Source organism: Streptomyces sp. NPDC046308 (assembly GCF_055588065.1).
Window position 1 is genome coordinate 222581 of record NZ_JBVJFB010000005.1, and the last position, 23967, is coordinate 246547.

Below are 23967 nucleotides of genomic sequence, written 5' to 3' on the forward strand. Positions count from 1 at the left end.
GCGGTCCCAGCCTACCGAGCCGGGACCGCCCAAAGCGGTGCGCCGGCTCAGCGGCCGAGGACCCGGGTGGTGGCCGTGTCGGTGTTGTTCCTCCGGTTCTGGTCCGGTGTGGGGGAGGTGACGGCCGCCCTGGCCGTGACGGCATGCCGCTGGGTGGCCCGGACCGTGACGTGGAAGACGCGCAGCTGTCCGGCGCCCAGGGCCTCGACGTTCCAGGTCAGCGGAGTGGGAGCGGGAGTGCGGCGGCCGGCGCCGGGGGGTGCCTCGGTGACCTGCACCCCGCGCGGCAGGGTCAGGGTGACGGCCGGGTCCGCGGCGGCGAAGGGCCCCTTGTTGGTCACCGTCACGTCGTACGTGTACTCGGTGCCGCCGCGTACGGAGGCCGGTGCGCTCAGGCGGACCGCCAGGTCGGCGCGGGGCGGACCGGCGTCGAGCTCCAGCCGTCCGACGCGGTCACCGCCGATCTCGGTGAACCACATGCGGGCGTCCGGTCCCGCGGTGATGCGGATCGGGAGGCTGCCCGGGTGCGGCAGCGGGTACCGGGCGAAGTCCCCGGCGGGGGTGATGCGCCCGATCCCGTCGGTGAGCTGCTCGGTGAACCACAGGTTGCCGTCGGGCCCGGCGGCGATCCCGTCCGGGCCGCTGTCCGCGTCCGGCAGCGTGTACTCGGTGATGACCCCGGCCGGGCTGATCCTGCCGATCCGGTTGCCGAAGAGCTCGGTGAACCACAGGTTCCCGTCGGGCCCGGCGGTGATGACGTCCGGGCCGCTGTCGGCGTTGGGCAGCGGGTACTCGGTGATCTTGCCCTGGGGGGTGATCCTCCCGATCCGGTTGCCGGAGATCTCGGTGAACCAGAGGTTCCCGTCGGGCCCGGTCACGATGGACTCCGGGCCGCTGCCGGGGTGCGGCAGGGGGTACTCGGTGATCTTCCCCGTGGGGGTGATCCGCCCGATCCGGTCCCCGGGGTCCTCGGTGAACCAGAGGTTCCCGTCGGGGCCCGTGGTGATGGCGAACGGTGTGCCGCTGCCGGCGGGCAGGTCGTACTCGGTGATCAGGCCCGCCGTGGTGATGTTCCCGATCCGGCGGCTGGTGTCGGTGAACCACAGCCTGCCGTCGGGTCCGGCGGTGATCCCGACGGGGCTGTTGTCGTCGCCGGGCAGCTGGTACTCCGTCAGGTCCCCGGTGGGGGTGATCCGGGCGATCTTCCGGACGCCCTGCTCGGTGAACCACAGGTTCCCGTCGGACCCCGTGGTGATGTCGCCGGGAGAGCTACCGGCCGTGGGCAGCGGGTACTCGGTGATGTCCCCGGCCGCGGCACGGGCGGGGGCCGAGGCCACGGGCAGGCTGATCAGGCCGAGGAGCAGGGCGGCGGCCAGCTGGAACGCCCGGCGCGGGCGGCGGCGTCGGGGGGTCCGGGGCGTCCGGGGCGGGTACCCGCACGGCGTGCGTGGGGACATGGGAAGGCAGACCTTTCGGCCGGAGATCGGGGGCGGGCCCGCCGTCGCGGCGAGACCTCGCCGGCGGGTCTGGGCGCTGTCGGGCGGCGCTCGAGGTCGCGACAGCGGTGCGCTGCGCAGTGCCCGGGGGGCATGCGCACTGCGCAGCGTAGGACCCCGGGTGACGCGATGTCAGTCTCCACTGGGCCAACAGGCTGACGCCCGGACGAGTAGGGGGTTGGGGAACATCGGAACGAGAACCGGCGCCAAACCATCGTCGCCCCTGCTGGGCGGCCGGCGGGTCGTCGGCAGCAAAGCCGGTCTGACGTCGTCCCACAACTAAACACCCGCATATCCGCGGCAGCTTGATCCGCCACCTGCGGTGACGGTCTCCGGCTGCTGCGCTAAAGCGGCCCTTTTATCTGCGGCAAGGGGGAAGTGGTGTCCAGCGTCGTGCAACTGCCGACAGGGAAGGCGTTGACCGTCCGGGCGGCGGCCGAGGTGTTCCTCGACTCGCTCGGCAACCCGAACACGGTCCGGAGCCACGGGGTCGGGGTGGGCAAGACGTCTGCTGCACCCGGCCCCGAACCGAGTCCGGACGTCAACGACCACATGCTCTCTTCCGACAACCGCTCGGCCATCGGCTGGATCGCCTGTGGATCACACCATGGCAGGCAGGCGTAGCCGACATGCGGTTCCAGACGCGCTGAGTTTTACTAACCCGTGGGCACTGGACCAACCCCGCTGCCGTACAACGCCAACTCCGCCCCGTGGCGCACGAGCGCGCCGCGGGGCGGACGGCCGCGTCGCCGCATCTTCCGCTGGACCGTGCGATCCGGCCGGTCCACTCGACCAGACGTAAGGACGGGCAATGAGCACGGTGACCACCCCTGACGGTACGGACATCTTCTACAAGGACTGGGGCCCCCGCGACGGCAAGCCCCTCGTCTTCCACCACGGCTGGCCGCTGAGCGCCGACGACTGGGACAACCAGATGCTGTGGTTCCTGGCCAAGGGCTACCGCGTCATCGCCCACGACCGCCGCGGCCACGGCCGTTCGAGCCAGACCGCCACCGGCCACGACATGGACACCTACGTCGCCGACGTCGTCGCCCTGACCGACGCCCTTGACCTGAAGGACGCGGTGCACATCGGCCACTCCACCGGTGGCGGCGAGGTCGCCCGCTACGTGGCGCAGGCCAAGCCGGGCCGTGTCTCCAAGGCCGTCCTCGTCTCGGCCGTTCCCCCGGTCATGGTCAAGAAGGAGAGCAACCCCGAGGGCCTGCCCATGGAGGTGTTCGACGGTTTCCGCGCCGCGCTGGCCGCCAACCGAGCCGAGTTCTACATCGACGTGCCGTCGGGACCGTTCTACAACTTCGACCAGCCCGGCGTCGAGAAGTCGCAGGGTCTGATCGACCGCTGGTGGCTGCAGGGCATGATGGGCGCCGCCAACGCGCAGTACGAGTGCATCAAGGCCTTCTCGGAGACCGACTTCACCGAGGATCTGCAGAAGATCGAGGTCCCAGTGCTGGTCATGCACGGCACGGGCGACCAGGTCGTGCCGTACGCAGACTCCGGCCCGAAGTCCGCCAAGCTGCTCAAGAACGGCCGGCTCAAGACCTACGACGGCTACCCGCACGGCATGCTGTCGACGCACCCGGACGTCCTCAACCCCGACATCCTCGCCTTCATCGAGGAGTGACCGGAGCACGACCGCCTCGATCCGCTCCCCCATCGCCTCGAACGACCCCACGGCCGGACCGGTGACCTCGCCGGTTCGGTGTCGACCAGCCCGCTCGTGGTGTCGACCACCACCCGGAACTCGGTCGCCGGCTTCGCCGAGGCCCGCTCGACCCTCGGCAGCGTTTTCATCCTCTCCTTGACCGTCGCGCACTCGGCCTTGGCCGGCAGCTTCGTCGCGTTCAGTACCTCCAGGAGGTCCAACGCGTCGTCGACGGCCCGGGTCGTCGGGTAGACCGTGGTGGCCAGCAGGGTTGCGAGCCGGCGGGAATCGCCGTGGCGGCGTAGGAGCGATGCCTTGCCGTCCACGCCGTACCGGGACAGTCGCCGTCCAGCTCCCCCATACCGAGGGCCGCGATCTCCTCCGCGCGCTGGAGCGACCACTTCATGTGCGGGCCGGATTCCCGTACTGGGCCGGCGTCGCAGCCGGTCCGGCTCCGAGACCCGCTCACCCGACGGGACGGTCAGCAGCGGGTCCAGCACCGCACGCTGACCGACGTTCAGCAGCCCGTACGAGATGTCACCGAGGCCACCAGCCGGGTCAGCGTTGTCACCCCGGGCAGCAGCACCCGCCGCTCGCGCACCAGCCGGCCGCCGCGTCGAACAACGCCTTCGGGCCCTCTCCCGTCGTCCAGGCCCGCGCGTCCACCCAGGCCCGCGAATCGATCAGCTCCCGGTCCGCGTCGTCCAGGAAGAAGAAGCGCTCCAACTCCGTACGGGACGGCGCCCCGCGATACACCGCGTACGCGCAGCCTGCTCATCCGTCAAAATCTCGACCGGCACCCCGGACCTCCAGAACAATCGATCAACACGACTGCCGAAGGTTCAGCCCCCACAGAAGCCCAGGTCAAAGCCCTCGCCGAGGCCCGACGGGCTGAGCGCCGGTTTTCGTTCCGATGTTCCTCGACCCCCGAGAGCCCCGTGGGTTCAGGCTTATTCAGGGGAACTCGCGGGTCGGTCCGTGTGTATCAACTGGGTGGATCCGTGGGTTCGGCGGGAACGGTGGGGTGGGCCGCGAGGCGGCGGGCTTCCGCCGTGACCTCAGCATCAACCTGAGCTATTGCTTCGTCGCCGTCTTCGAGCATGCCGTACTCGTCATCGAGCTCGGCGAGCCGCTCAGCCAGGGGCAGCTCGTGCCCGTAGCGCCGGTGAATCCGGAAAGTGAGCTCCCAAGGTTTCAACTCGCCGGCGAGCATGCGCCGTGCGAGCGCTCGCACGGCAGCTTCTTGGCCAGCCTCACTGCCAACCGGATGGAGGGTGAGGCCGAGTTCGGCGAGTGCCGGGGGAAGCAGGTCATGGACGTCGTAGTCCGCCTCGGCGCGCGTGCAGGCGGCGAGGATCCGAAGGTTGGGGGTGTCGAGTCCGGCGACGAGCGCGTCGCAGGCAGAATCGACCACCTCGCTCGCACTGATCTCCCCCACCCTCCAGAGGGCGGCATGGTCCTGTAGAGCGATTGCTACTGCTTCGGTCGACGTCACCCGCTCATGATTCCCTTCACGGTGCGTCCCGGTCGAGCACATTTCAGCGAAGGTGCTGTTCAGCGGCCTGGTCCAGCAGGGCTCGTGCGGAATCCGCGTAACGCATCGCGGTCTTCTCGTCGAGCCCGATCCGCGAGATGGAGTGGGTCAGGGCCGCGGGTTAGGGCCTCTTCGAGCTGCCCGTCAACGCGAAGCCGCTCCAAGGTGGCGTCCTGCCCTCGTATGGGAGCGCTGATCCAGTGGTTGCTGGCCCGGCCGGTCGTGTTGGCGGTCTGGTCGTTGATCAGCCGGTGGAGGTTCGCGGGGCTCGGCCACCGGCGCCGCCGGTGGTCCAGCCAGTCCGTCAGTAGCCTCAGGGTGAGGTCGTCGAGAGGCCGGGCGCGCCCGGCGAGGGCCAGCCGGCGGTTGCCGAGATCGACGTCTTCGAGCATGAGGGCGGCGATTCTGGGCGACCCGGGCGGCGTGGACCGCCGCGAGCGCCAGGACGAGCCGTGCCGCCAGGGTGGTGGCCGCTGCGACGGAGTTCTCGACATGCTCGGGGAGGAGCGGTTGGAGCTGCCGTACTCGTTCTGCCCGACCTTGATCCGGCTGGTGGGGTTGCGGAAGATCAGCCCCTGCCGTTGGGCCCAGGTGAACAGAGACCGCAGGGCAACGAGCCGGTCACGCCGCTGATGACCGTGCAGCGTCTTGATGTGTGCGAGGACATCGTCGCGAGTCACCTCCCGCAGGTGGTCGTAGCGGTTCGACCACACAAGCAGGACCGGGCGGACGTAATTAAGGGAGAGCCAGACCGTGCCCTCCTTGCGCGCGAGGCTGCGAGGGCCGCCGTCGTGCAGGAGGCGAGTCCAGCGCTCGAAGGACGGCTCGCTGTCGTCCTCGAAGATCCCCATCTCCTCCAGCACCGTGATGATGTGGCCGACGGGCAGGTTCAGGGCCCGTAGCGGGGAGAAGATCTCCGTGTGTCGGATGACGTCACCCTTGACGTGACCGGTGAGGGCGAGGCCAGGCCGCGGTTAACCGCGAAGTGGATGTTGCGTCCCCAGCCGCGGGCCTCGGCGAACCGGGGGGCGAGGTACTTCGCCCAGGCCAGCCACGGGCTGGCCAGATCGGCGTCGGACGGGTCGAGCCGATCGAAGTGCCGGGGAATCTGCTCGAACAGCGGCGACTGCCGCCAGCCGGAGTCCGGACACCAAGCCAGCGCCGGAGGCGGCTTGCGCGGGGCCACGCCGTCCTCCCTTCCGTCGGGCTGGAGGCGTTGGTTTTTTGCGGTAGTGCATCCCGACGAAGAACAGCTGATGGTGCCGGACGGCAGCGAGTCGCACCCGCACGTCTGCCCCTTCCGCCGCCTGGCTGTCAGCTGTCTCGCGTCGAGGCGGGCCTGGCACCAGCACAAACGGCAGTAGGTCCACTTCAACGGCTGGACGCGACGGCAGCCGACGCATTCCGCCGCGTCGTGCTCGCGGCCGAACATGTAGCACGTATGGCAGAGCCGTCCGCGGAAATCGCCCCAGGCCAGGCAGCCTGGGCAGGAGCTGGTCGGCTTGAGGTAGCCCATCGGGAAGCGTGCCACCTGCTTACTCCGGCGACAGCGACCGGCCGTCCCGGCGCTTGGGGATCACCTTCGGTGCGGCAGTCCCCGAGCCGACAGCGGCCCGGATCGTTTCCTCCTGACCGGGGCGGCATACCTTCTCCAGCTCGGGAATGAGGAGGTCGCCGATCTCACAGCCGAGGACAACGCAAATGAAGTCCAGGTCCTCCAGCTTGCGGGAGACCGGCTGGCCGGACCACAGCCCGGACATCTTCCCGGCCGAGATGACCAGGCCGTGCTCGGCCAGGCTCCGCTGGACCTCGGAGACTTTCCAGATCCCCTTGTTCCCGGCAGCCAGCCGCAGGTCTGCTCCAGGTGGCCGACGTCCCCGCGGGTCGTGCCGTCCGCCAGTCCCGCCGAGGCCCGCGCCAGCACGAACCCCGCCAGCACATCGGTTCGAACTGCTCCAGCTCCTCCGCCGTGGCCGGCGGTCGGACATCGCGCAGGTCCCGTACGGCAGCCAGCGCCAACCCGAGCCTCCGCACCTTTATCCCGATCGTGAACCGATCGGACGCAGTGAGAACACTTCAGGAATCCCGAAGTTACGTCAGTCCGTGAGCCGCTTTCAGAGAGAGGACGAACCTCCTGGTCACGGGGTTGCGGACTCCGGAGAGCTCAGAGCAACCCACGGGATGTCGCACAGTAGGCCCGGCGCCGGCCCGCGGCGGTGGGACGCCTGCGACGGGACCGCGCTCACCTGGCCGGATGCCCTGAGCGTGCGGTCCCGGCCGTCCTCTAGAGTGCTTCCGTCCCCCATCCACGCGCCCGTGGCCCCGGCCCTGCGGCGCGCCCCGACCCCGCCCACGGGCCCGACCGAGGAGCAGCCGTGACCGACCTGGCGTCCATACCCCTGCAGCAGGAGATCGCCCGGGATCTCCAGGTGAGCGCGTCCTTCGACGTGCGGCAGGAGATCGAGCGCCGGGTGGCCTTCCTGGCCGGGCAGCTGACCTCCACGGGCCTGCGCTCCCTGGTGCTGGGCATCAGCGGCGGCGTGGACTCCACCACTGCGGGCCGGTTGTGCCAGCTCGCCGTCGAGCGGGTCCGTGCCGGCGGGCAGGACGCCACGTTCTTCGCGATGCGGCTGCCGTACGGCACCCAGGCCGACGAGGCGGACGCGCAGCTCGCGCTGGAGTTCATCCGGCCCGACCGGATCCTGACCGTCGACGTGAAGGCGGCCAGCGACGCGGCGCTGGAGGCGGTGCTGGCGGGCGGCACGGTCTTCCGCGACGCGCACCACCAGGACTTCGTGCACGGCAACATCAAGGCCCGGCAGCGCATGATCGCCCAGTACGCGGTCGCCGGCGCGCACGAGGGCCTGGTGGTCGGCACCGACCACGCCGCCGAGGCGGTCTCCGGCTTCTTCACGAAGTTCGGCGACGGCGCGGCCGACGTGGTGCCGCTCACCGGCCTCACGAAGCGGCGCGTACGGGCCATGTCCGAGGCCCTGGGCGCGCCCGCCGGCCTGACCGTGAAGACCCCGACCGCGGACCTGGAGACGCTGAAGCCGGGCCGGCCCGACGAGGAGGCCCTCGGCGTCACGTACGACGACATCGACGACCTCCTCGAAGGCAAGCCCGTCAGCGAGGCCGCCTACGAGGCCATCACCCACCGCTACCGCCTCACCGAGCACAAGCGCCAGCTCCCGATCGCCCCCTGAGCCGGCGCCGGGCCCCGGGGGGAGGTCCCCCGGGGCCGCGGCCACCGGCGTTCAGCGGTCGGAGCTGCGGCCGTCGAGGTCGGCGTCCAGGTCGCCGTCGGGGATCCAGGAGCCGTGGATGCCTCCGGTGACCCGGCGGGGCAGGTGGACCGTGGCGATCCGCTCGAGGGCGGCGGAGGCGTCCAGGACCAGCAGCTGGGAGGCGTCCTGCTTGAGGTCGGAGACGACGGTGAGCAGGTAGCCGTCGTCCTCGCGGGTGGCCCCGGCGGCGGGGACGAAGACGGCCTCGCTGGGCAGGCGGGCGTCGCCGGCCTCGTGGATGTGCCGGGCGCCGGTGGTGCGGTCGTACTTGACGATGCCGTAGCCGTCGTGCCCTTCCTGGTCGGGGAAGGAGACGGCGTACTGGTAGCGGTGCTCGGCGCCGAGGTACTCCTCGTTGAGCGTGGGGAACTCGATGGCGAGGTCGTCGACCACACGCTCGTCCACACGGCCGGCGGCCAGGTCGATGACCCAGCGGCGGTTGTAGGAGCGGGTGTTGGGCTCGGCGCCGCGCTCGGGCGCGCCGACCCACCAGTTCCACGAGAGCCGGAAGCCCTCGCGGTCCACGGTGGGGCCTTCCAGGACGATGCGGCCCTGGGCGTCCTCGTAGGCGTTGGCGGCGTGCAGCATGTTGCCCGGCTCGATGGAGAACCAGCGGGTCTTCGCCGCGCCTTGCGGGCCGCGGGGCATGACGCCGATGCGCGCCGGCTGCGCGTCGTTCCAGCTGTAGGGGATGCCGGAGTGTTCGGTGGGGTCGAAGGTGACGTTGCCCTCGATGAAGATCACGTGGTGGCGGGTGACGGCGAAGTCGTGCTTGAGGGCGGCGGTCGCTCCGGGCACCTCGGTGCTGTGGCTGATCTCGCCCTTGGCGTCGGCCACGTAGTAGGTGAGGAACGGCGGGAACGGCGAGGAGCCGAAGAAGTGCAGCTCGCCGGTGACCGGGTCCTCCTTGGGGTGGGCGGTCATCGCGCCGGTCAGTTTGCCGTCGAAGTCGTAGGCGCCGACGGTGTCGAGGTCCCGGGTGAGTTCGAAGGGGAGGTTGGCCTCGCACAGGGCGAGCAGGCGTCCGGCGTGTTCGATGACGTGGGTGCCGGCGGTGCTGGCGGTCAGGTCGGGGCCGTTTTCGGTCATGTAGGGGGCGCCGTCGAGGGCGGGGGTGTGCACCCAGCGGTTGCGGTACCACTCGGCGCGGCCTTCGCGAAGCCGGATGCCGTGGACCATGCCGCTGCCCTTGAACCAGTGGGTGGGGGTGACGCCGGGCTTGGGGTTGTGGCTGTTGCGGATGAGCCGGCCGGTCAGCTCGGGGGGCAAGGTGCCTTCGACGGTGAGCCCGGTGGCGGTGATCTCGTCGACGACGGGGGTGTAGTGGCCGGTCAGGTACGGCTTCTTGGCGGTGGTCATGGCGGGAACCTCGCTTTGCGTGACGGTGAGGGGTCGTTGCGGGCTTCGGGGGTGGGGCGGGGGTGTCAGTCGGTCTGTTCGGCGCGGGTCTTGAGGGCGGTGAGCCAGGCGGTCAGCGAGTCGTGCAGGGCCTGGCCGAGGTCGTCGGGCGCGGCGTCGACGGGGGCGCCGCTCCAGGACTCCTCGGTGCGGACGGTCACCTGGCTGCCGGTCTGTTCGAAGGTCCACACGTGGACGCCCTCGATGCCGTGGGCCGGGCCGTCCCAGACCAGCCGCCGGCCGGGGACGATCTCGCGGACGGTGGAGGTGATGTCCAGTCCGTGCGTCTTCCAGGTGAAGGAGTGGCCCGGCAGCAGCGGGCCGTCGAGTTCTGCCTGGTCGATGTGGGGGTTCCAGGTGGGCCAGGCGTCGATGTCGGTGTGCAGGGCCCAGACCCGCTCCAGCGGGGCGTCGATCACGGTGGACAGGCGGACGATGGCGGGGGCGGTCTCGTCGATGGTGAACACGGCTGTTCTTCCTCTCGGTCAGTGTGGTGTCGGTGGGGTGGTCAGCAGCGGCGGTCCGCGGCGGGCCGCGGGGCCGGGGGTGGGGCCGGGTGTGGGGCGGCGGTTCCGGAGGCGGGGCGGGTGAGGAGCGGGGTGAGGGCGGCGGTGGCGACGAGGACGGCGGCGCAGACGCCGAAGGCCACGCGGTAGCCGGCGGTGAGTGCTTCGAGTGGTGTCTGGTGGGTGGCCGCGTGGGTGGTGACGGTGCCGGCGAGGGTGGCCAGGACGGCGAGGCCGATCGCGCCTCCGACCTGCCGGGAGGTGTTCACCAGACCGCCGGCGAGCCCCGCGTCCTCCCGCGGGACGCCGTCCACGGACAGGGCGGTCAGCTGCACGAAGGCGATGCTCAGGCCCAGGCCGATCAGGACGCTCGGGCCGAGGAGGTCGGCGAGGTAGCTGCCGTCGGCGCGGATCCGGGACAGCCAGAGGAATCCGGCGGCCTCGGTCAGCAGGGCGCCGGTCACCGTGGCGGTCGCGCCGATCCGCCGGGAGATCCGTGGGGCCAGGGTGGAGCCGAGCATGTTGGCGGCGGCCAGGGGGAGTTGGCCGAGGCCGGTGACCAGCGGGCCGGACCCGAGGACCTGCTGCTGGTAGAGCGGCAGGAAGAAGAACAGGGCGATCCACACGGACCCCAAGAGCACCATCAGCAGGTTGCCCGCGGCAACCCGGCCGGCGCGGAACAGCCGCGGCGGCAGCAGCGGATTCGGGTGCCTGCGTTCGACGAGGACGAACACGGCCGACAGCGCGGCTGCGGCGGCGAAGGCCCCGAGGACGGCGGTGTCCGTCCAGCCCGAGCGGCGGGCGGTGGTCAGGCCCCACACCAGGGCGGTCAGCGCGAGGGTGACGGCGGTCGTGCCGGGCAGGTCGAACCGGCCGCCGCCGGTGACCGGGATCCGCGGCACGCTCACCGCGATGCCGGCGAGGACCGGCAGGACGCCGATGGCGACGGCGAAGAAGATCCACGGCCAGCCCCACGCCTGGGTGAGGACCCCGCCGAGCAGGACCCCGGCCGCGCCGCCCGCGCCGGACACCGCGCCCCACACGCCCAGCGCCCTCCCCCGCCCCGATCCCGGCGGGAACAGGTCCATCACCAGGGCCAGCGCCGCCGGTGCGATCGCCGCCGCGCCCAGACCCTGTACCGCACGGGCCGCGATCAGGACCGGGGACGCGGTGGCCAGCCCGGCCGTCAGCGAGGCGGCCCCGAACACCGCGAGCCCCGCGATCAGCACCCGGCGGCGGCCGAGGAGGTCAGCCGCCCGTCCACCGGCCGGCAGCAGCGCACCGAAGGCGAGGCCGTAGGCGTTGACCACCCAGGTCGTGCCGCTGTCCGACAGCCCGACGCCGGCGCGGATCTGCGGCAGGGCCACGTTCACGATCGAGGTGGCGAGCATGACCGTGAACTGCGCCCCGGCCAGAGCCGCGAGCGCCGCTCCGGGGCTCCGGGTGGTGGCGGTGGTTCTCACTGCATCCTCCTTGAGTGGTTAACCACTCACACTTGACGCCAAAGAAAAGGCGGAGCTCCTGCCCCGCTGACGGGCCCGACCGCGCGGTGACGCGGCCGGGCCGGCCTCAGTAGTGCGTGATGCCCGCGGACAGCGCGCGGATCCAGGGGGCGTCCACCTCGTCGGCCCCCATGGAGACGATGAGGTGGCACAGCATGCCGAGCGCGAAGAACTGCTGGACCTGCTCCTCGGTGCCACCGGAGGCGCCACGGACGTACTCCACCACCCGGGCGTAGCCCTGCCGGACCACCTCGCGCACGGCCGGCTCGGAGACCGCCGCGGCCTGGGCGTGCAGCTGGATCAACATGAGGTCGTTGTCCTTGATCAGCAGCGCGTACGCATCCCCCATGGCCTCCAGCACCACCTCGGCGGAGCTGCCCTTCGCCTCGGCGGCCGCCCGCTCCAGTCCGGCCCGGACTTGCACGAAGCAGTGCTCGACCACCGCGGTGAACAGCAGCTCCTTGCTCGGGAACAGCCGGTAGACGTACGCCTGCGAGATGCCGGCCGCCTTCGCCACCTCGGTGGTGGTGGTGCCCCAGTAGCCGCGCGCCGCGAAGGCGCCGATCGCGGTGCGCAGCACCGTCTCGCGGCGCTCTTCGGCGGTGGACAGCTTCCGGGGGCGTTCGCTCTTCATGTGAGTACTCAACCACTCACACTCTTGTGTGTCAACGCCGGAGCCACCGCTCCGGCTAGCCGGCACTGGCAGATGCGGACCTGGCGCGGCGACGGCCTAGCGGCGTGAGCGCTGGGCCTCGACGATCTGCCGCACGGAGCCGTCGACGTCAGTCCGGGCCTGGACCCGTTCGGCGAACCCGGGGAACTGCCCGGCGATGGCGCTCAGCAGCCGCAGCTCCAGCGGCGCCACGTTGACCTCGCAACGGTCGCGCCGGACGGCTCGTACGACGCCGTCGGCGACCTGGCCGGGTGTGACGGTCCTGATGCCGTTCGGGGTGGCGGCGCCGGTGGCCGCGAACATCCCGGCGTCGCGGACGAAGCCGGGCTGGACCAGGGACACCCCGACCCCCGTGCCCCTGAGCTCCTGGCGCAGGGCGAGGGCGAATCCGCGCAGCCCGAACTTCGTCGCGTTGTACAGGGAGGTCGACTTGGTCGCCGCCTTGCCGGAGATGGAACCGACCAGCACGATGTGGCCGCGCCCGCGGGCCACCATGTGCGCCGCGAGCAGCTGTGACAGCAGCACGGGCGCGCGCAGGTTGACGTCGAGGGCGCGGTCGACCTGCTCCTCGGTGTAGTCCAGCAGGTTGCCGCTGGCGGGCAGGGCCGCGTTGGCGACGAGGATGTCCGTCTCGGCGCAGCTCTCGGCGAGGCCGACGACGTCGGAGCGGACGGCCAGGTCGGCGACCACCGTACGGGCGCCGCAGGCCTCGGCGGTGGCCTCGAGGGCCTCCGCCCGTCGCCCGGTGACCGTAAGACGGGCCCCCTGCGCGGTCAGACGCGAGGCGAGGGCGGCGCCGATTCCTCCGGTGGCCCCGGTGAGCAGAACGTTCGATCCGGATATGTCCACGATGTCTCCCGTGACTCCCGCGCGACGGCACTCTACTGTTCGTTCGAACGAACAGTAGGGATCGCGCTGCCGCCTGTCCACACCGCGGACGCCCCGACTCCCCTTGCCCGTCAGGGCCGACACGCCGTCCGATGGGGCAGAATGCCGACATGCCCCACGCTTCCGACACCCGCCAGAGCATCATCGACGCCGTGCTGCGGATCATCGGGCAGGACGGCATCGCCGCCGTCACCAACCGGCGGATCGCCAAGGAGGCGGCCGTGTCCCTCGGGTCCGTCACCTACCACTTCGCCACCCAGCACGAGCTGTTGCGCGAGAGCCTGCTGCACTTCGTGGCCGAGGAGACGCGCCACTTCACCGGGCTGGCCGACGCGTGCACCGACGACCGCTTCGACATCGGTCAGGCGGCCGAGGTGGTGGCGCAGGTCGCGGGCGGCAACGCCTTCGACAACCGGCACATCGCGCCGTTCGAGCTGTACGTCCAGGCCGGCCGCGACGAACGGCTGCGCGTCGCCGCGGCCGAGTGCTTCGCCGCCTACGACCTGCTGGCCACCCGGGTCCTGACCCAACTCGGCGTACCGGACCCGGAGCGCCTGGCGGGGGTGGCCGTCGCCCTGGTCTTCGGCCAGCAGCTGCGCCGGCTGGCCACCGGCGCCCCCGCCGAGGACCTCGTCGACACCCTGCTGGTCCTCACGAGGCTTACCCCGACGCAGACCCCGTAGCCGAGCAGGCCGAAACGGGAGCCGCCTCGCCCTGCGCCTCGCCGAGGCCTACGCCGACGACACCGCCGGGCGCGGCGACATCGACGGTCGGCGCTCCCCCGTCGGCGTCCGCGTCGGTCAGTGGGTGCGGAAGGTGCCGGTGTACACGTCCGTGCGGTTCTGGGGTGCGTCGGAGTGGGTTTCGGTGAGCACCGCCCGTACTCCCTTGCCGTCTGCCACGAGGCCCTGGTAGTCACCGAGGAAGTAGCCCCCGGCGTACGGTGCCTCCAGCCAGTCGAAGATCCGCGAGATCCGTCGCTCGGTCCGGCGCTGCGGGTCCCCGTGCGGCAGGGTGGCCAGCTGGTAGGCGGTGGGCAGGGTGGTGGTGTCGCCCGGCTCGAGGAAGCGCAGGTCGTAGTAGGTGAGTGCGACCGTGCCCCGCTCGTCGACCGCGATCGACGGGGAGAAGGCCGGCACGCCTTCCGGGCTGATCAGCTCCGGGGCTCCCCAGGTGCGTCCGCCGTCGGTGGAGCGCACCAGCTGGACGGAGTCGAAGCTGCCGCCGGAGAAGTCCGAGCCCTCGTACGCCATGTAGAGCGTGCCCGTCTTCGGGTCGACGGCCGGGCTGGGCAGGGTGGCCGCGGCGCGCAGCAGTCTGGTGGGGTCGTTCGGGTCGACCTCCGGTACGGAGGTGTCCCGGGCCACGGTGACCGGGGCGCTCCAGGTCTCTCCGGCGTCCGTTGAGGAGACCATCTCGTAGCGGGCTTCGACGACGGTGCTCAGGTCGTCGGAGTGGGTGATCCGGTCGAAGAAGTCGTACAGGATGCCGGTGTGCCGGTCGACGACGATCAGATGGCCGATGGTCTGGGTGTTGGGCACGGCGCCGGTGTCGACGAACGGCCGGGCCTCGCTCCAGGTGCGGCCGCCGTCGCGGGTGAGGGAGATGTAGCCGGGACCGTCGAGGGAGCTGGGGCCGGGCGGGTCGTTGTCGAGGCGGTTCCAGACCTGGTAGGCGGTGCCCTCGCGGATCGGGTCGGCGGTGAGTGAGGGCTTGTCGTTGAAGAACGGCTGCTCGTCGACGTGCGTGGTGGTGAGGTTCTGCCAAGTGCGGCCGCCGTCGCGGGAGGTGACGGTCAGAAGGGCGCTGCGCGTGCTCTTCGTGAAGTCGACGCCCTCCCCACTGGCGTAGACCGTGCCGTCGGGTCCGGTGCTCACCCAGGGGTCGGAGGCCCGTTCGTAGTCCGCGCCGCCGGGAGCGCACAGGCTGAACGGCAGCGTGCTCCGGTGGAAGGTGTGCCCGTCCGTGGTCCAGGCGGCCGCCAGGCCACGGGCGCCGCCGTCGTTCCAGCGGTCCTGCTGGAACACGGTGACCACGCGCCGGGGGTCGCGCGGATCGACGGACAGGTACGGCTCGACCTCGGTGGCCGGGTAGACGACGCTGTCGGGGGACCTCGCTCCGATGGTGCACTTCGCGTACGGGTCGCCCTGGGACACCCGGACCAGTGGTGTGCCGTCGGGGTTCCGGTCGTTCCGGTCTGCTGCGGCGGGAGTCGCACCGGTGACCGTGACCAGCAGGAACGCGGCGGTGGTGACGGCGGTCAGGGGCAGGCGGACGCGCATGCGGGATTTCCTCCGGGCCTGTCGGCTGGGACACGGGACCGCCGTCGGCGGGGCGGCCTGGGGCACGGAGGCGTACGGGAACGCGAGGGTGGGGTGACTCCGCTTGGTCCTTTTCGGCGTTGCGGCCGGTGCCCTTGATGGGCCGAACGACGGAGTCGTCCCCGGGGGACGTCGAGGAGCACGACGAAGCCGACCGGCGGGTGCACCGTGCCGGTCGGCCCAGGGGGGACGAGTCGGGGGAATCCGTAATCAATACAGCCGGGACATGCGAACGACCTCGTCGGTCACCGCATGACGAGGGAGCCGAGCAGGTTCAGGACACGGCACGGACCGCCCCGAAGCGGCCTTGGCTTCGAGACGGTCGGACCTCACGAGTGCGCGGTGTCGCGGTGTCGCGGTGTCGGTGTCGCGGTGTCGCGGTGCGGTGTCGCTGTGTCGCGACGGGCGCGGGCGATCCGCCCAGCGGTGGGCCGGGGGCCGTCACCCCATGCCCACCGTGCGCCGCATGGTCAGGTGATCGTCAGGTGATCCCCGGCTTGGTCCCGTCGGGAAGCGCGCAGGCCTCGCCGGCGTAGGGGTTGGACACGATCCGTCCGCCGGCTGCCGTGCACTCGTCCCGGGAGATGTCCGGAGACGAGGCGGCTGCGGCGCCAACAGCGCCGACGGCGCTCACGCCGGCAAGGGTCGCCGCGGCCAGGGCGAGGCCCAGGATTCTTCGTATGCGCATGGGTTCCTCCTCCTCTCAGGCGCCTTCGTTCGGCCTTCGGGAAGGACAAGTCGCAAGACGACGGCGCCCTCTTACTCAGCATGGGCGCTCCGCATGAGGCCCGCGAGGCGAGGCCGGGCGCCGCGCCCGGACGGTGACCGACCGGCCGCGCAGAGGTATGACGGCGTCCTCTAACGCGGTTCGTGGGCCGCGGCCCGGCAGGCACCGGTCGCGGCGCCGCCCGCCACTCCGGCCTCGGTCAGCCCGGTCACACAACTCTGCAGGTCTCCGACCACGCCACGGCTGCAGGCCGCGGAGACGGAGTCGGAGGCGGTGGCACCGGCCTGCTCGGCCATCTGCGTGCAGGCCGGGATGTCCGCCCGGACCGCGGGAGCGGCGAGGACCGCACCGCCGAGGGTGAGGGTGAGGCCGGTGAGGGCACCGGCAATACGGATCGACGTGCGCATGGGACGCACCTGCCTTCCGGGTTGGTCTCACTCCAGCGTCGCACCCTCTCCCCCGTCCGTCCTGGGCACCACCACGCCCCGGGGCCGCCGGATACCGACGTCTCCACCACCGCTGCGCACGCAAGGCCGACCATGCGCGTTTCCGCAGGTCAACATGGCCCTGGGCTAGGCGCGTCGGTCCAACATGACGTGCCACCCCCATGGGTGAGAAGCTGAAGAGTGCCCCAACCGAGGCAATCCGTGAAAGGGGAACCGAATGCGCATTCGTCGAATCCTCGCCGCCGTCATGGCCACGGCAGCCCTCGCCGGACTCGGCCTCACCGGCGCCGCCACCGCTACCGCCGCCACTCAGAGCGCCCCGTCCGTCGTCACGCCTTCTGAGTGCAAGCAGGGCGGCGGAGTACCCGCGGTCAATGAGGACGGCAACTACTGCAAGGGCGGTACGTACAACGGGGAGCAGGTCGACTGACCCCCACAAGGCGCCCCGCAGCCACGCGCCGCGGGGCGCTCCGTGACGTCGAGGTCCGTGCCCGCCCGAGGGCCGCCGACATGGCTCGTCGTCAATTCCCGTTGCCGGACGAGAAGGTGTACGCGGTCTCGCGCAACGCCACGCGGCACCATCGAACGCCCAAGTAACGGCGCCTCTGTCATCGCCGGCCATTACGGTGGCCCGCATGGACGAGAACACGTACTGGACCTCCGCGCCGGACCGGATCGTGCGCGGCTCGATGAGTCTGTGTCACCTGACCGCGTTCGAGGCGCCCTTCAACGTCGACGCCCGCACTCTGCCGCCCAACGACCCGGCCCGCGCACGGGCGTTCGTCGAGTCGTTCGAGGGCATCGAGGCCGTCCTGGAGGACCTCGGGCCGCGCTCCGCACAGACCCCGCTGCCGTCGGCGGCGCGGTCCGATCTGGACATCGTGCACGGTGCCGCGTGGGGCGGCATGTTGAGCATCGCGACTCCCGCATTCGCGACCGACGGAAACGACGAGCCGCTCCTGTCCGCGGCGAAGGAGTTGCGGGAGCGGTTCCCGGATGCGCGGATCGTGGGACGGGTCTCCTACCACGGGGGGATGGAGCACACCGAGAACCTCGTGTGGCTGCCGGACGGAGCGATGTTCCACGCATCGGGGTGGCCGGATGACGAGCCGTTCGTCGTCTCGGGCGATCCGCGTGCGGTGATCGCGTCCCTGGATCTCAGAGGGTGGATGGTGGACAACGCCGGCGTCGACCTGGACGCGCCCGCGAACGAGGTCTACTGGGCGGCCCTGGGGGGCCTGGCGCTCGGGCAGTCGGATCCGTGGGGGTGGGAGGAGATGGAGACGACGGCGTTCCGTGTACGGCACTCCGAAGACGCGGTCAGGGACATGGAGCGTTTGTACTTCGTGTAGGCGCAAGCCGGGCGCGAGCCACTCGGGGCGAGGGTCCTGGCACGTGAACTGACGTTCCGCACAGTGGTGTTGATGGTTCGGCGACACGCTTTAACTCGTCTTTACTTGTGCCCGGTGAGGGCTATGGTGGTCGGGTGGCGCGCACATGTCACGGGGGCCCGCGCGCCGCCCACACCCCCTCAAGGCCTCCACCGGAGAGGGAAAGACGAGCTCTTGAACAAACACATCCGCATACCGTCCAAGTGGCGCTTAGCAGCCAGGTTCACGGCCGCTGTCGGCCTGACGGCCGCGATCGTCACCACCGGACTCCAGGCCGTCGAGGCCGCACCACCGAAGCTGCCGCCGGTCTCGGCGAAGCTGAAGGCGGGATCCGGGAAGCGCTGCGACACCCGCAACGGCCTCCCGACCGCCCCGACGACACCGCCGGACTCCGGGTTCCCCGACAACCCCACCGGGAACCTGTACAAGGACACCGCCCTCCCCAAGAACTTCGAGTTCGACCTTCCGGGACAGGCGTACGACGGCCTGCAGACACCGACGGCCGCCCAGAAGGCCGAGGCCCTGTCGAAGGTCCCCGGGGACCTGGACAAGAACGTCGAGGCGTGGAAGAAGATCGCCAACGCGTCGGGGAAGCCTGCGGACCGGGCGATGGAGATCTACGCCCGGTACTTCGCGAACAAGGAGAACCTGGGGTTCAAGCACTGGTTCGACAAGCGGTACATCCGCAACCAGATCAACAACCACAAGGGCTCGGGCTTCGAACGGCAGCTCGTCAAGGACTACAAGCTGATCGGCCCGGACTGGCTGTGTGAGGTCACCGTCGAGCTGTTCGACAAGAACGGCGACAAGGTCGGCGAACGCCGGTACGACGCCTACAACCAGAAGAGCAAGGAGTTCAACGAGTTCAAGTCGAACTCCAAGCTGACGGCGAAGCAGCTTGCGGACGACCGGGTCGTCGCCAAGTCGCTGCCCGACCACAAGTTCCGCTTCACCGGCGCCAAGCCCTTCACCAAGGGCCAGGCCAAGCTCATCGACGACCTGGAGCGCGACGTCCGCAACATGCGGAACGGGAAGACCGGGCAGGTGCGCGGAAACCAGCGCCTGTACAACCCGGTGCCCAAGACCACTCCGATCCAAGGGTATTCGGACCATCAGCGGTGGTTCGCGCCCGCCTGCCAGACGGGCACGCCGCAGCTCTCGGCGGCCGGCGCCAACACGTGCGGCACCCGCGGCCCCGCCAACGACCGGGCCCTGTCCTCCGGGAAGACCCTGGAAGAGGCGAAGCGCTACCAGCGGGACGCCAACCGCCTCGACCCGAGGGGCACCCTCCCCAGGGGCGGCCCCGGCGGCGTCGACTTCACCACCATGGAACTCCGGTACGTCGGCGGCCTCGAAAAGGGCAAGGGCATGACTTTCTCCATGCGCGCCGACCAGATGCCCGACCCGGACAACAACCCCGGTTTCGGCGGCGAAGCCCGCATGCAGCTCTCCTCCGACGCCCTGTTCACCTGGCTCGCCCTGACCCCCGAGAAGTTCTGGGTCAACCTGAACCCGGACCAGCCGAACAAGGTCATGGACGCCAAGTTCGGCAAGACCGACGCCGGCCGCGTCCTCCTCGACGCCGACCTGGTCATGAAGCACGACTTCTCCGAGGCCCTGAACCCCGACAAGCATCCCGGGGGCAAGCGGTACTGGGACACCGCGCCGCGCCGCAACGGCATCCCCTGCTTCCCCGGCACCCGCTTCTGGATCGAGCCCGACGAGGCCAAGGTCCGCGAGCAGGACGGCGGGATCTACATCCTCGAATCGCCGATGGACGTCTCCGCCCAGTGGCTGGACGTCGACTACACCGTCCCCGGCTCCACTGAGTGCACCGACCTCTCGGACGCCGAGAAGAAGGCCATCGAGGTCTCGGTCAACGCCAACATCGTCCCGGTCATCCAGGAGCGGGTGAACAAGGACCCCAAGTACGCCGAGCTGCGCGCGGTCTACAACGCCCGCGTCGCCGCCGAGTACATCCGTCAGCAGGACGCCAAGTCCCCGACGGACTTCCACGACATCATCGACTCCAACGACGTCTCGGCCTGGCCGATCCGCGCTCCGCATGAGGACTGGACCCGTGAAAAGGTCTGGGACCAGTACATGCAGTCCATCAGGGAGGGCATCGAGTGGTTCGAGCTGGAGTACGGCGGCAAGCTGTACAAGCAGGGCGTCGGCGGCGTCGACTTCTCCAGGCAGCCCAAGCAGAACATCCCCAAGGCCCAGTTCGACGCCCAGAACCAGGACCTGGACAACACCACCGTCAACTCCGGCAAGTCCGATGACACCTCCTACCGGGACCTCGACACCTTGTACCTCGGCGCGGGCCCGGTCACGGACGGCAGCGGCGAGGACCCGGGCGGCGAGGATCCCGGTGACGACCCCACCCCCACACCGACCCCGTCGGGCACCGGCAAGCCGACCCAACCCCCGACGACCCCGGCCCCCGACCCCACCCACTCCGGCGGCGGTGACAACACGCCGCCCACGCCGGAGGACCCCGACGGCGACCTCGCCGACACCGGCTCCCACACGCCGGTGGGCCTGATCGCCGGTGTCGCCGCAGCCATGGCAACGGCCGGCGTCACCCTGACCTGGTGGATGCGGCGCCGCCGCACCGCGCAGGAGTAACCCGACCAGGCAGAAACGTCTCACAGTGAAGGGCTCCACCCGTCAGTACGCACCGGGTGGAGCCCTTCGCCGTCCCGCTGATCGCCTCCGTCCTGAAGGGGGAGGCGACGTGTGGTGAAGGGGGCGTCAGCCGCGGGGCGGGAGGAGGGGACCGAGGGGGCCGAGGTCGATGTTGAGGTCCTCCAGGGCGTAGCCGTGTTCCTCGCAGAGGTCGGCGAGGCTGTCGTGGAGGGCGAGGAGGGTGGCGCCGAGTTCTTCTTCCTGTGCGTCGGTGAGATCCCCGGCATCGACGCGGCGCAGGGCTTGGCGTTCGATGAGCTGGCGCAGAAGCTCGATGATGGTGAGGACGAGCTTCAGGAGGTCTTCCCCGACGGCGTCCGGGTCGGTCGTCAGGCGGTGGGCCGGGCGGGCGGACTCGTCGTGACGGGTGGGGGGCGCCTGGACCAGCCGGAAGGCCTGGGAGAGGCTGTCGCCCAGGTCTTGGACTCGGCCGCGCCGGGAGTGTGGCGCCGGTGGGTGTTCATGACTCATCGTGACCGGCCTCCCACGCCCCCCGCGGGGGCGGTCTCGGAGCTGACGGAGACGATGAGGGCGCGCAGTGAGATGCGGACGAGGTCGATGTCGGCGATGGACAGGACGATGTCGCCGGTGAGGACGACTCCGCCGCTCAGCAGCCGGTCGAGGAGGTCGACGAGGGCGACCTGGCGGCCGGGCAGGGGCTCGCCGTGTTCGCCGCGTTCGCCGACGGTCATGGTGGCGGCTCGGGGGCGTCGGCCGGGCCGGCTGCCGGCGTGGCGAAGGAGTAGGGAGCCCAGGGGCCGGTGACCTCGATGCTCAGGTCCGGGAACCGCTGGGCGGCATCGGCGATGGCGGCCTGGAACTGCGGGGCCTGGTCGTCGGGGATGAGGTAGGCGTCGTTGAGGACGTTCTCCCGGGGCCCGGTGAGTTCGCCGCGCTGGGGTGCGTGGCGTACCCGCTCGGTGGCATGGCGGGAGGCGATGGCCTCGATGGTCTCGGCGGCCTGCTCTGCCTGCCGGTAGGCGGCGTCGCGGGAGTGGCGCTGGGCCCTGCGGGCCTGGAGGTAGGCCTTGCCCGGGCCGGCGGACGGGGCGGCGGCCGCCGGAGGGGGCTGCGTGGCCTCGGCGGTGAGGTAGATCTTCACGCCGTACTCAGTGTGGGCGCGCAGCTGGTCGAGACGCCGGCCGAAGGCGCCCTGTCGAGCCGAGAGCGCTTGCCGGGCCCGCTGGTCGTCCTGGTAGACGGTGGCCATGCGCAGGGGCAGGACGGGGGCCCGGGCGGCGACGGCCTGGACGACGTCATGATGGGTGCGGGCTACGTACTCGAGCCAGTCCAGGTCCTCGAAATGGTGCTTGAGGGCGATCTCGTTGAACTCCCGTTCGGGTACGTCGCCGGCCACGCAGGCGAGCGACGCGATCGAGGCGCCGGGGGCGGGCTCGGTGGCGTCGGCGGTGAGCGGAAGGAGCCTGAGCGGCGCCTGGCCGATGCCGCGCAGGCCGGCGAGGGCGTCGCCCAGCAGGCCGGTCCGGTGGGTGACCGCGTAGACGTAGGTGAGGCTGCCGGGGGTGTTCACGGAGGGCTCTCCCGTCGTCGGCCTGCCGGTCGGCCGCCCGGTTTCCGGTCCTGGGCTTCCTCTTCGTCGTACGCGCCGCCTTCGAGTCGGCCGCGGAGGTCTTCGAGTTCCGCGCGCAGCCGGCGGTTCTCCTGTTCGAGGGGGCTGCCCGTGTGCCGGGACGACAGGGAGGGGTCGTGCTCCCACCAGTCGATGCCCATTTCCTTGGCCTTGTCCACGGAGGCGATCAAGATGCGGAGTTTGATGGTCAACAGCTCGATGTCGAGGAGGTTGATGCGGATGTCGCCGGCGATGACGATGCCCTTGTCCAGGACGCGTTCCAGGATGTCGGCGAGGCTGGAGGAGGACTGTCCGTACGGCATCGGCGCGCGGGAGGCGAAGCTGCCGGGTCGGCCGGGCAGTGGTTCGGTCACGGTGGCCCCTCCTCCTTCGACTCAGGGCTGCTGCTGCCGGAACGCTGCGATCTCTTCGAGCCTGTCGATCAGCTCGTCCTCCTGGCGCTCGAAGGTCTCCTGGTCGATCTCTCCGCGGAGCAGCTGCTGCTCCAGCTCGGCCAGCCGGCGCCAGATCGGCGCGGGGTCGTAGTACTCCTCTTCCGCCTTGTCGACCACGCGCTGGGCGACCCAGGTGACGGCGCGTACCGGGGCGACGGGGAGCGTCAGGAGGTAGGTCAGGAGTCCCATGGCGTCCCCCTCCCGGGGATGGGGTGGTTACTGGACGAAGCTGTACGGGGGTAGCGGTCCGGAAAAGCGCAGTTCGACGCCGCTGCCGATCTCCCGGGCCAGGTTGGCTTGCGCGGTGCGCAGGGGCTCCTCGTGCTCTTCGGGTACGAGGAGGGAGAGGTTGAGGAAGTCGTTCCCCGAGGGCGGGTGGGTCAGGTACTCGCGGGAGAAGGGGACGAGCGCCTCGGTCAGGCCGGCCGCCAGGGCCTCCTGCCGTACCTGCGCCTCGCGGGCGACCATTTCGCCGAGGGCGAGCGGCAGGGCCGGATCCGGGTCTCCGCCGCGGATCCGGTCGTTGAGGTCGCTCGCCTCGGGCACGTCCTGGAGGATCTGCTGCAGCAGGGGAGCCTCATCGGCCTGCGAGGCCCTGACGTGGAACTCGGCGCACCCCTCCAGCCGCTTGAGCGCACCGAGGTAGCTCTCCGCGTTGGACTCGAGCACCTGGCGGACCGCGAGGTCGTCGGTGGCGATGTAGCCGAACTGCAGCGGCAGGATCACCCCGTCGGCCATCAGCAGCTCTTGGACCTGTTGGTGGGTGTTCAGGTCGCGGCGTTTGGGGCGGATCTCCTCGGCGATGTCGCTCACCACCGCGCTCAGCGTGCCTGCGGTGACCGTGCGCAGAGGGGAGGGCTCGGCGCCGACGCCGCTGACGCCGTCCAGGTGGAGGGGGTGGTCCTTCGCGGTGATCGAGTACACGTAGAGCGGCATCGGTTACTCCTTCTCCCGCCGTGCGGGGCGTCGGGCAGCCGGACGCCGCCGCCTGGGCGCCTCTTCCTCCGCTTCTTCCTCTTCTTCCGGCTCCCTGGACTTGGAGGATTTGCCGGTCAGGGAATCGGTCACGGCATCGACGGCGCCGCTGAGGGCACCCTTCGTCTTCCCGCGGGCACCGCCCTCAAGCATGTTCCCCATGACCTCGGGAAGCTGGGCCGGGGCCTTGCGGCCTGCTTCGAGGTCGAGGCGGTTGCAGGCCTCGGCGAAGCGCAGGTAGGTGTCGACGCTCGCGACCACGATCCGCGCGTCGATCTTGATGAGTTCGATGCCCACCAAGGAGACGCGGACGAAGACGTCGATGACCAGCCCGCGGTCGAGGATGAGCTCGAGGACGTCGTAGAGGCTGCTCGTGCCGCCTCCCTGCCCTCGGGCGACGGGGCCGCCGCCCTGCGGCACCATGGTCATGGCGCCTCCTTCCGC

General features: G+C 70.8%; 26 protein-coding genes and 2 pseudogenes. 7 read left to right on the plus strand and 21 right to left on the minus strand.

Annotated features, from left to right (window positions below; all coding sequences use genetic code 11):
- Window positions 1-47: 47 nt before the first annotated feature.
- A complete protein-coding gene (locus ACZ6JT_RS21660; protein WP_469211947.1) occupies window positions 48-1457 on the minus strand; it encodes a virginiamycin B lyase family protein in 1410 nt (469 codons plus the stop codon).
- Between the two features lie 420 nt (window positions 1458-1877).
- Here ACZ6JT_RS21660 and ACZ6JT_RS21665 point away from each other — a divergent pair.
- A pseudogene (locus ACZ6JT_RS21665) lies at window positions 1878-2010 on the plus strand (site-specific integrase); the annotation flags it as partial.
- Window positions 2011-2307: 297 nt separating this feature from the next.
- Window positions 2308-3138 carry an alpha/beta fold hydrolase gene (locus ACZ6JT_RS21670; protein ID WP_469211949.1) on the plus strand — a complete coding sequence of 277 codons (831 nt, stop codon included), beginning with the start codon at window positions 2308-2310 and terminating at the stop codon, window positions 3136-3138.
- On the opposite strand, the pseudogene ACZ6JT_RS21675 reads toward ACZ6JT_RS21670, so the two are convergent.
- The 5 genes and pseudogenes from ACZ6JT_RS21675 to ACZ6JT_RS21695 form a co-directional block, all read right to left on the minus strand.
- A pseudogene (locus ACZ6JT_RS21675) lies at window positions 3139-3959 on the minus strand (DUF4158 domain-containing protein); the annotation flags it as partial. It abuts the gene before it with no gap.
- 185 nt (window positions 3960-4144) lie between these two features.
- Entirely contained in the window at window positions 4145-4654 is a 510-nt protein-coding gene (locus ACZ6JT_RS21680; RefSeq protein ID WP_469211950.1) for a hypothetical protein, read from the minus strand.
- A 59-nt stretch (window positions 4655-4713) separates the two neighbouring features.
- The gene (locus ACZ6JT_RS21685; protein WP_469211952.1) at window positions 4714-5556 is read right to left on the minus strand and encodes a hypothetical protein; all 843 of its coding nucleotides are present in this window, start codon (window positions 5554-5556) and stop codon (window positions 4714-4716) included.
- 26 nt (window positions 5557-5582) lie between these two features.
- Window positions 5583-5879 (minus strand): hypothetical protein, encoded by a 297-nt coding sequence (locus ACZ6JT_RS21690; protein WP_469211954.1) that lies wholly within the window; start codon window positions 5877-5879, stop codon window positions 5583-5585.
- A 349-nt stretch (window positions 5880-6228) separates the two neighbouring features.
- The gene (locus ACZ6JT_RS21695; protein ID WP_469212557.1) at window positions 6229-6546 is read right to left on the minus strand and encodes a helix-turn-helix domain-containing protein; all 318 of its coding nucleotides are present in this window, start codon (window positions 6544-6546) and stop codon (window positions 6229-6231) included.
- Between the two features lie 522 nt (window positions 6547-7068).
- On the opposite strand from ACZ6JT_RS21695, the gene nadE reads away from it, so the two are divergent.
- Window positions 7069-7899: an ammonia-dependent NAD(+) synthetase gene (nadE, locus tag ACZ6JT_RS21700; protein WP_469211956.1), complete on the plus strand. Its 831-nt coding sequence runs from the start codon at window positions 7069-7071 to the stop codon at window positions 7897-7899.
- A gap of 51 nt (window positions 7900-7950) precedes the next feature.
- On the opposite strand, the gene ACZ6JT_RS21705 is transcribed toward nadE, so the two are convergent.
- The 5 genes from ACZ6JT_RS21705 to ACZ6JT_RS21725 form a co-directional block, all read right to left on the minus strand.
- Complete coding sequence (locus ACZ6JT_RS21705) at window positions 7951-9339, minus strand: carotenoid oxygenase family protein (protein WP_469211958.1); 1389 nt, start codon at window positions 9337-9339, stop codon at window positions 7951-7953.
- A gap of 65 nt (window positions 9340-9404) precedes the next feature.
- Window positions 9405-9845, minus strand: coding sequence for an SRPBCC family protein (locus ACZ6JT_RS21710; RefSeq protein ID WP_469211960.1), 441 nt, complete (start codon window positions 9843-9845; stop codon window positions 9405-9407).
- Window positions 9846-9886: 41 nt separating this feature from the next.
- Complete coding sequence (locus ACZ6JT_RS21715) at window positions 9887-11347, minus strand: MFS transporter (RefSeq protein WP_469211962.1); 1461 nt, start codon at window positions 11345-11347, stop codon at window positions 9887-9889.
- 106 nt (window positions 11348-11453) lie between these two features.
- Complete coding sequence (locus tag ACZ6JT_RS21720) at window positions 11454-12020, minus strand: TetR/AcrR family transcriptional regulator (RefSeq protein ID WP_469211964.1); 567 nt, start codon at window positions 12018-12020, stop codon at window positions 11454-11456.
- A gap of 96 nt (window positions 12021-12116) precedes the next feature.
- Window positions 12117-12908: an SDR family NAD(P)-dependent oxidoreductase gene (locus ACZ6JT_RS21725; protein WP_469211966.1), complete on the minus strand. Its 792-nt coding sequence runs from the start codon at window positions 12906-12908 to the stop codon at window positions 12117-12119.
- Window positions 12909-13057: 149 nt separating this feature from the next.
- On the opposite strand from ACZ6JT_RS21725, the gene ACZ6JT_RS21730 reads away from it, so the two are divergent.
- Complete coding sequence (locus ACZ6JT_RS21730) at window positions 13058-13630, plus strand: TetR/AcrR family transcriptional regulator (protein ID WP_469211968.1); 573 nt, start codon at window positions 13058-13060, stop codon at window positions 13628-13630.
- Window positions 13631-13747: 117 nt separating this feature from the next.
- Here the strand turns inward: ACZ6JT_RS21730 and ACZ6JT_RS21735 are convergent, their stop codons facing one another.
- The 3 genes from ACZ6JT_RS21735 to ACZ6JT_RS21745 all read right to left on the minus strand — a co-directional run bounded on the left by ACZ6JT_RS21735 (window position 13748) and on the right by ACZ6JT_RS21745 (window position 16402).
- Window positions 13748-15229 carry a sialidase family protein gene (locus tag ACZ6JT_RS21735; protein WP_469211970.1) on the minus strand — a complete coding sequence of 494 codons (1482 nt, stop codon included), beginning with the start codon at window positions 15227-15229 and terminating at the stop codon, window positions 13748-13750.
- A 520-nt stretch (window positions 15230-15749) separates the two neighbouring features.
- Window positions 15750-15956 carry a hypothetical protein gene (locus ACZ6JT_RS21740; RefSeq protein ID WP_469211972.1) on the minus strand — a complete coding sequence of 69 codons (207 nt, stop codon included), beginning with the start codon at window positions 15954-15956 and terminating at the stop codon, window positions 15750-15752.
- A 170-nt stretch (window positions 15957-16126) separates the two neighbouring features.
- Window positions 16127-16402, minus strand: a complete 276-nt coding sequence (locus ACZ6JT_RS21745; protein ID WP_469211974.1) for a hypothetical protein — start codon at window positions 16400-16402, stop codon at window positions 16127-16129.
- A gap of 256 nt (window positions 16403-16658) precedes the next feature.
- On the opposite strand from ACZ6JT_RS21745, the gene ACZ6JT_RS21750 reads away from it, so the two are divergent.
- From ACZ6JT_RS21750 to ACZ6JT_RS21760, 3 genes are all read left to right on the plus strand, one after another.
- Window positions 16659-16871: a hypothetical protein gene (locus tag ACZ6JT_RS21750; RefSeq protein WP_365473797.1), complete on the plus strand. Its 213-nt coding sequence runs from the start codon at window positions 16659-16661 to the stop codon at window positions 16869-16871.
- Between the two features lie 205 nt (window positions 16872-17076).
- Complete coding sequence (locus ACZ6JT_RS21755) at window positions 17077-17793, plus strand: DUF6333 family protein (RefSeq protein WP_469211976.1); 717 nt, start codon at window positions 17077-17079, stop codon at window positions 17791-17793.
- A gap of 213 nt (window positions 17794-18006) precedes the next feature.
- Complete coding sequence (locus ACZ6JT_RS21760) at window positions 18007-20463, plus strand: hypothetical protein (protein WP_469211978.1); 2457 nt, start codon at window positions 18007-18009, stop codon at window positions 20461-20463.
- 126 nt (window positions 20464-20589) lie between these two features.
- On the opposite strand, the gene ACZ6JT_RS21765 is transcribed toward ACZ6JT_RS21760, so the two are convergent.
- The 7 genes from ACZ6JT_RS21765 to ACZ6JT_RS21795 are packed head-to-tail and all read right to left on the minus strand — an operon-like array spanning window position 20590 to window position 23952.
- Window positions 20590-20994, minus strand: coding sequence for a gas vesicle protein K (locus tag ACZ6JT_RS21765; protein ID WP_469211980.1), 405 nt, complete (start codon window positions 20992-20994; stop codon window positions 20590-20592).
- A complete protein-coding gene (locus ACZ6JT_RS21770) occupies window positions 20991-21215 on the minus strand; it encodes a gas vesicle protein (RefSeq protein ID WP_469211982.1) in 225 nt (74 codons plus the stop codon). The genes ACZ6JT_RS21765 and ACZ6JT_RS21770 overlap by 4 nt, the downstream gene beginning before the upstream one ends.
- Window positions 21212-22054, minus strand: a complete 843-nt coding sequence (locus ACZ6JT_RS21775) for a GvpL/GvpF family gas vesicle protein (RefSeq protein ID WP_469211984.1) — start codon at window positions 22052-22054, stop codon at window positions 21212-21214. The genes ACZ6JT_RS21770 and ACZ6JT_RS21775 overlap by 4 nt, the downstream gene beginning before the upstream one ends.
- On the minus strand, window positions 22051-22467 hold the full coding sequence (locus ACZ6JT_RS21780; protein WP_469211986.1) for a gas vesicle protein: 417 nt from the start codon (window positions 22465-22467) through the stop codon (window positions 22051-22053). The genes ACZ6JT_RS21775 and ACZ6JT_RS21780 overlap by 4 nt, the downstream gene beginning before the upstream one ends.
- A gap of 21 nt (window positions 22468-22488) precedes the next feature.
- On the minus strand, window positions 22489-22737 hold the full coding sequence (locus ACZ6JT_RS21785) for a gas vesicle protein GvpG (RefSeq protein ID WP_469211988.1): 249 nt from the start codon (window positions 22735-22737) through the stop codon (window positions 22489-22491).
- A gap of 27 nt (window positions 22738-22764) precedes the next feature.
- Window positions 22765-23484: a GvpL/GvpF family gas vesicle protein gene (locus tag ACZ6JT_RS21790; protein ID WP_469211990.1), complete on the minus strand. Its 720-nt coding sequence runs from the start codon at window positions 23482-23484 to the stop codon at window positions 22765-22767.
- 3 nt (window positions 23485-23487) lie between these two features.
- Window positions 23488-23952 carry a gas vesicle structural protein GvpA gene (locus ACZ6JT_RS21795; protein ID WP_469211992.1) on the minus strand — a complete coding sequence of 155 codons (465 nt, stop codon included), beginning with the start codon at window positions 23950-23952 and terminating at the stop codon, window positions 23488-23490.
- Window positions 23953-23967: the final 15 nt, after the last annotated feature.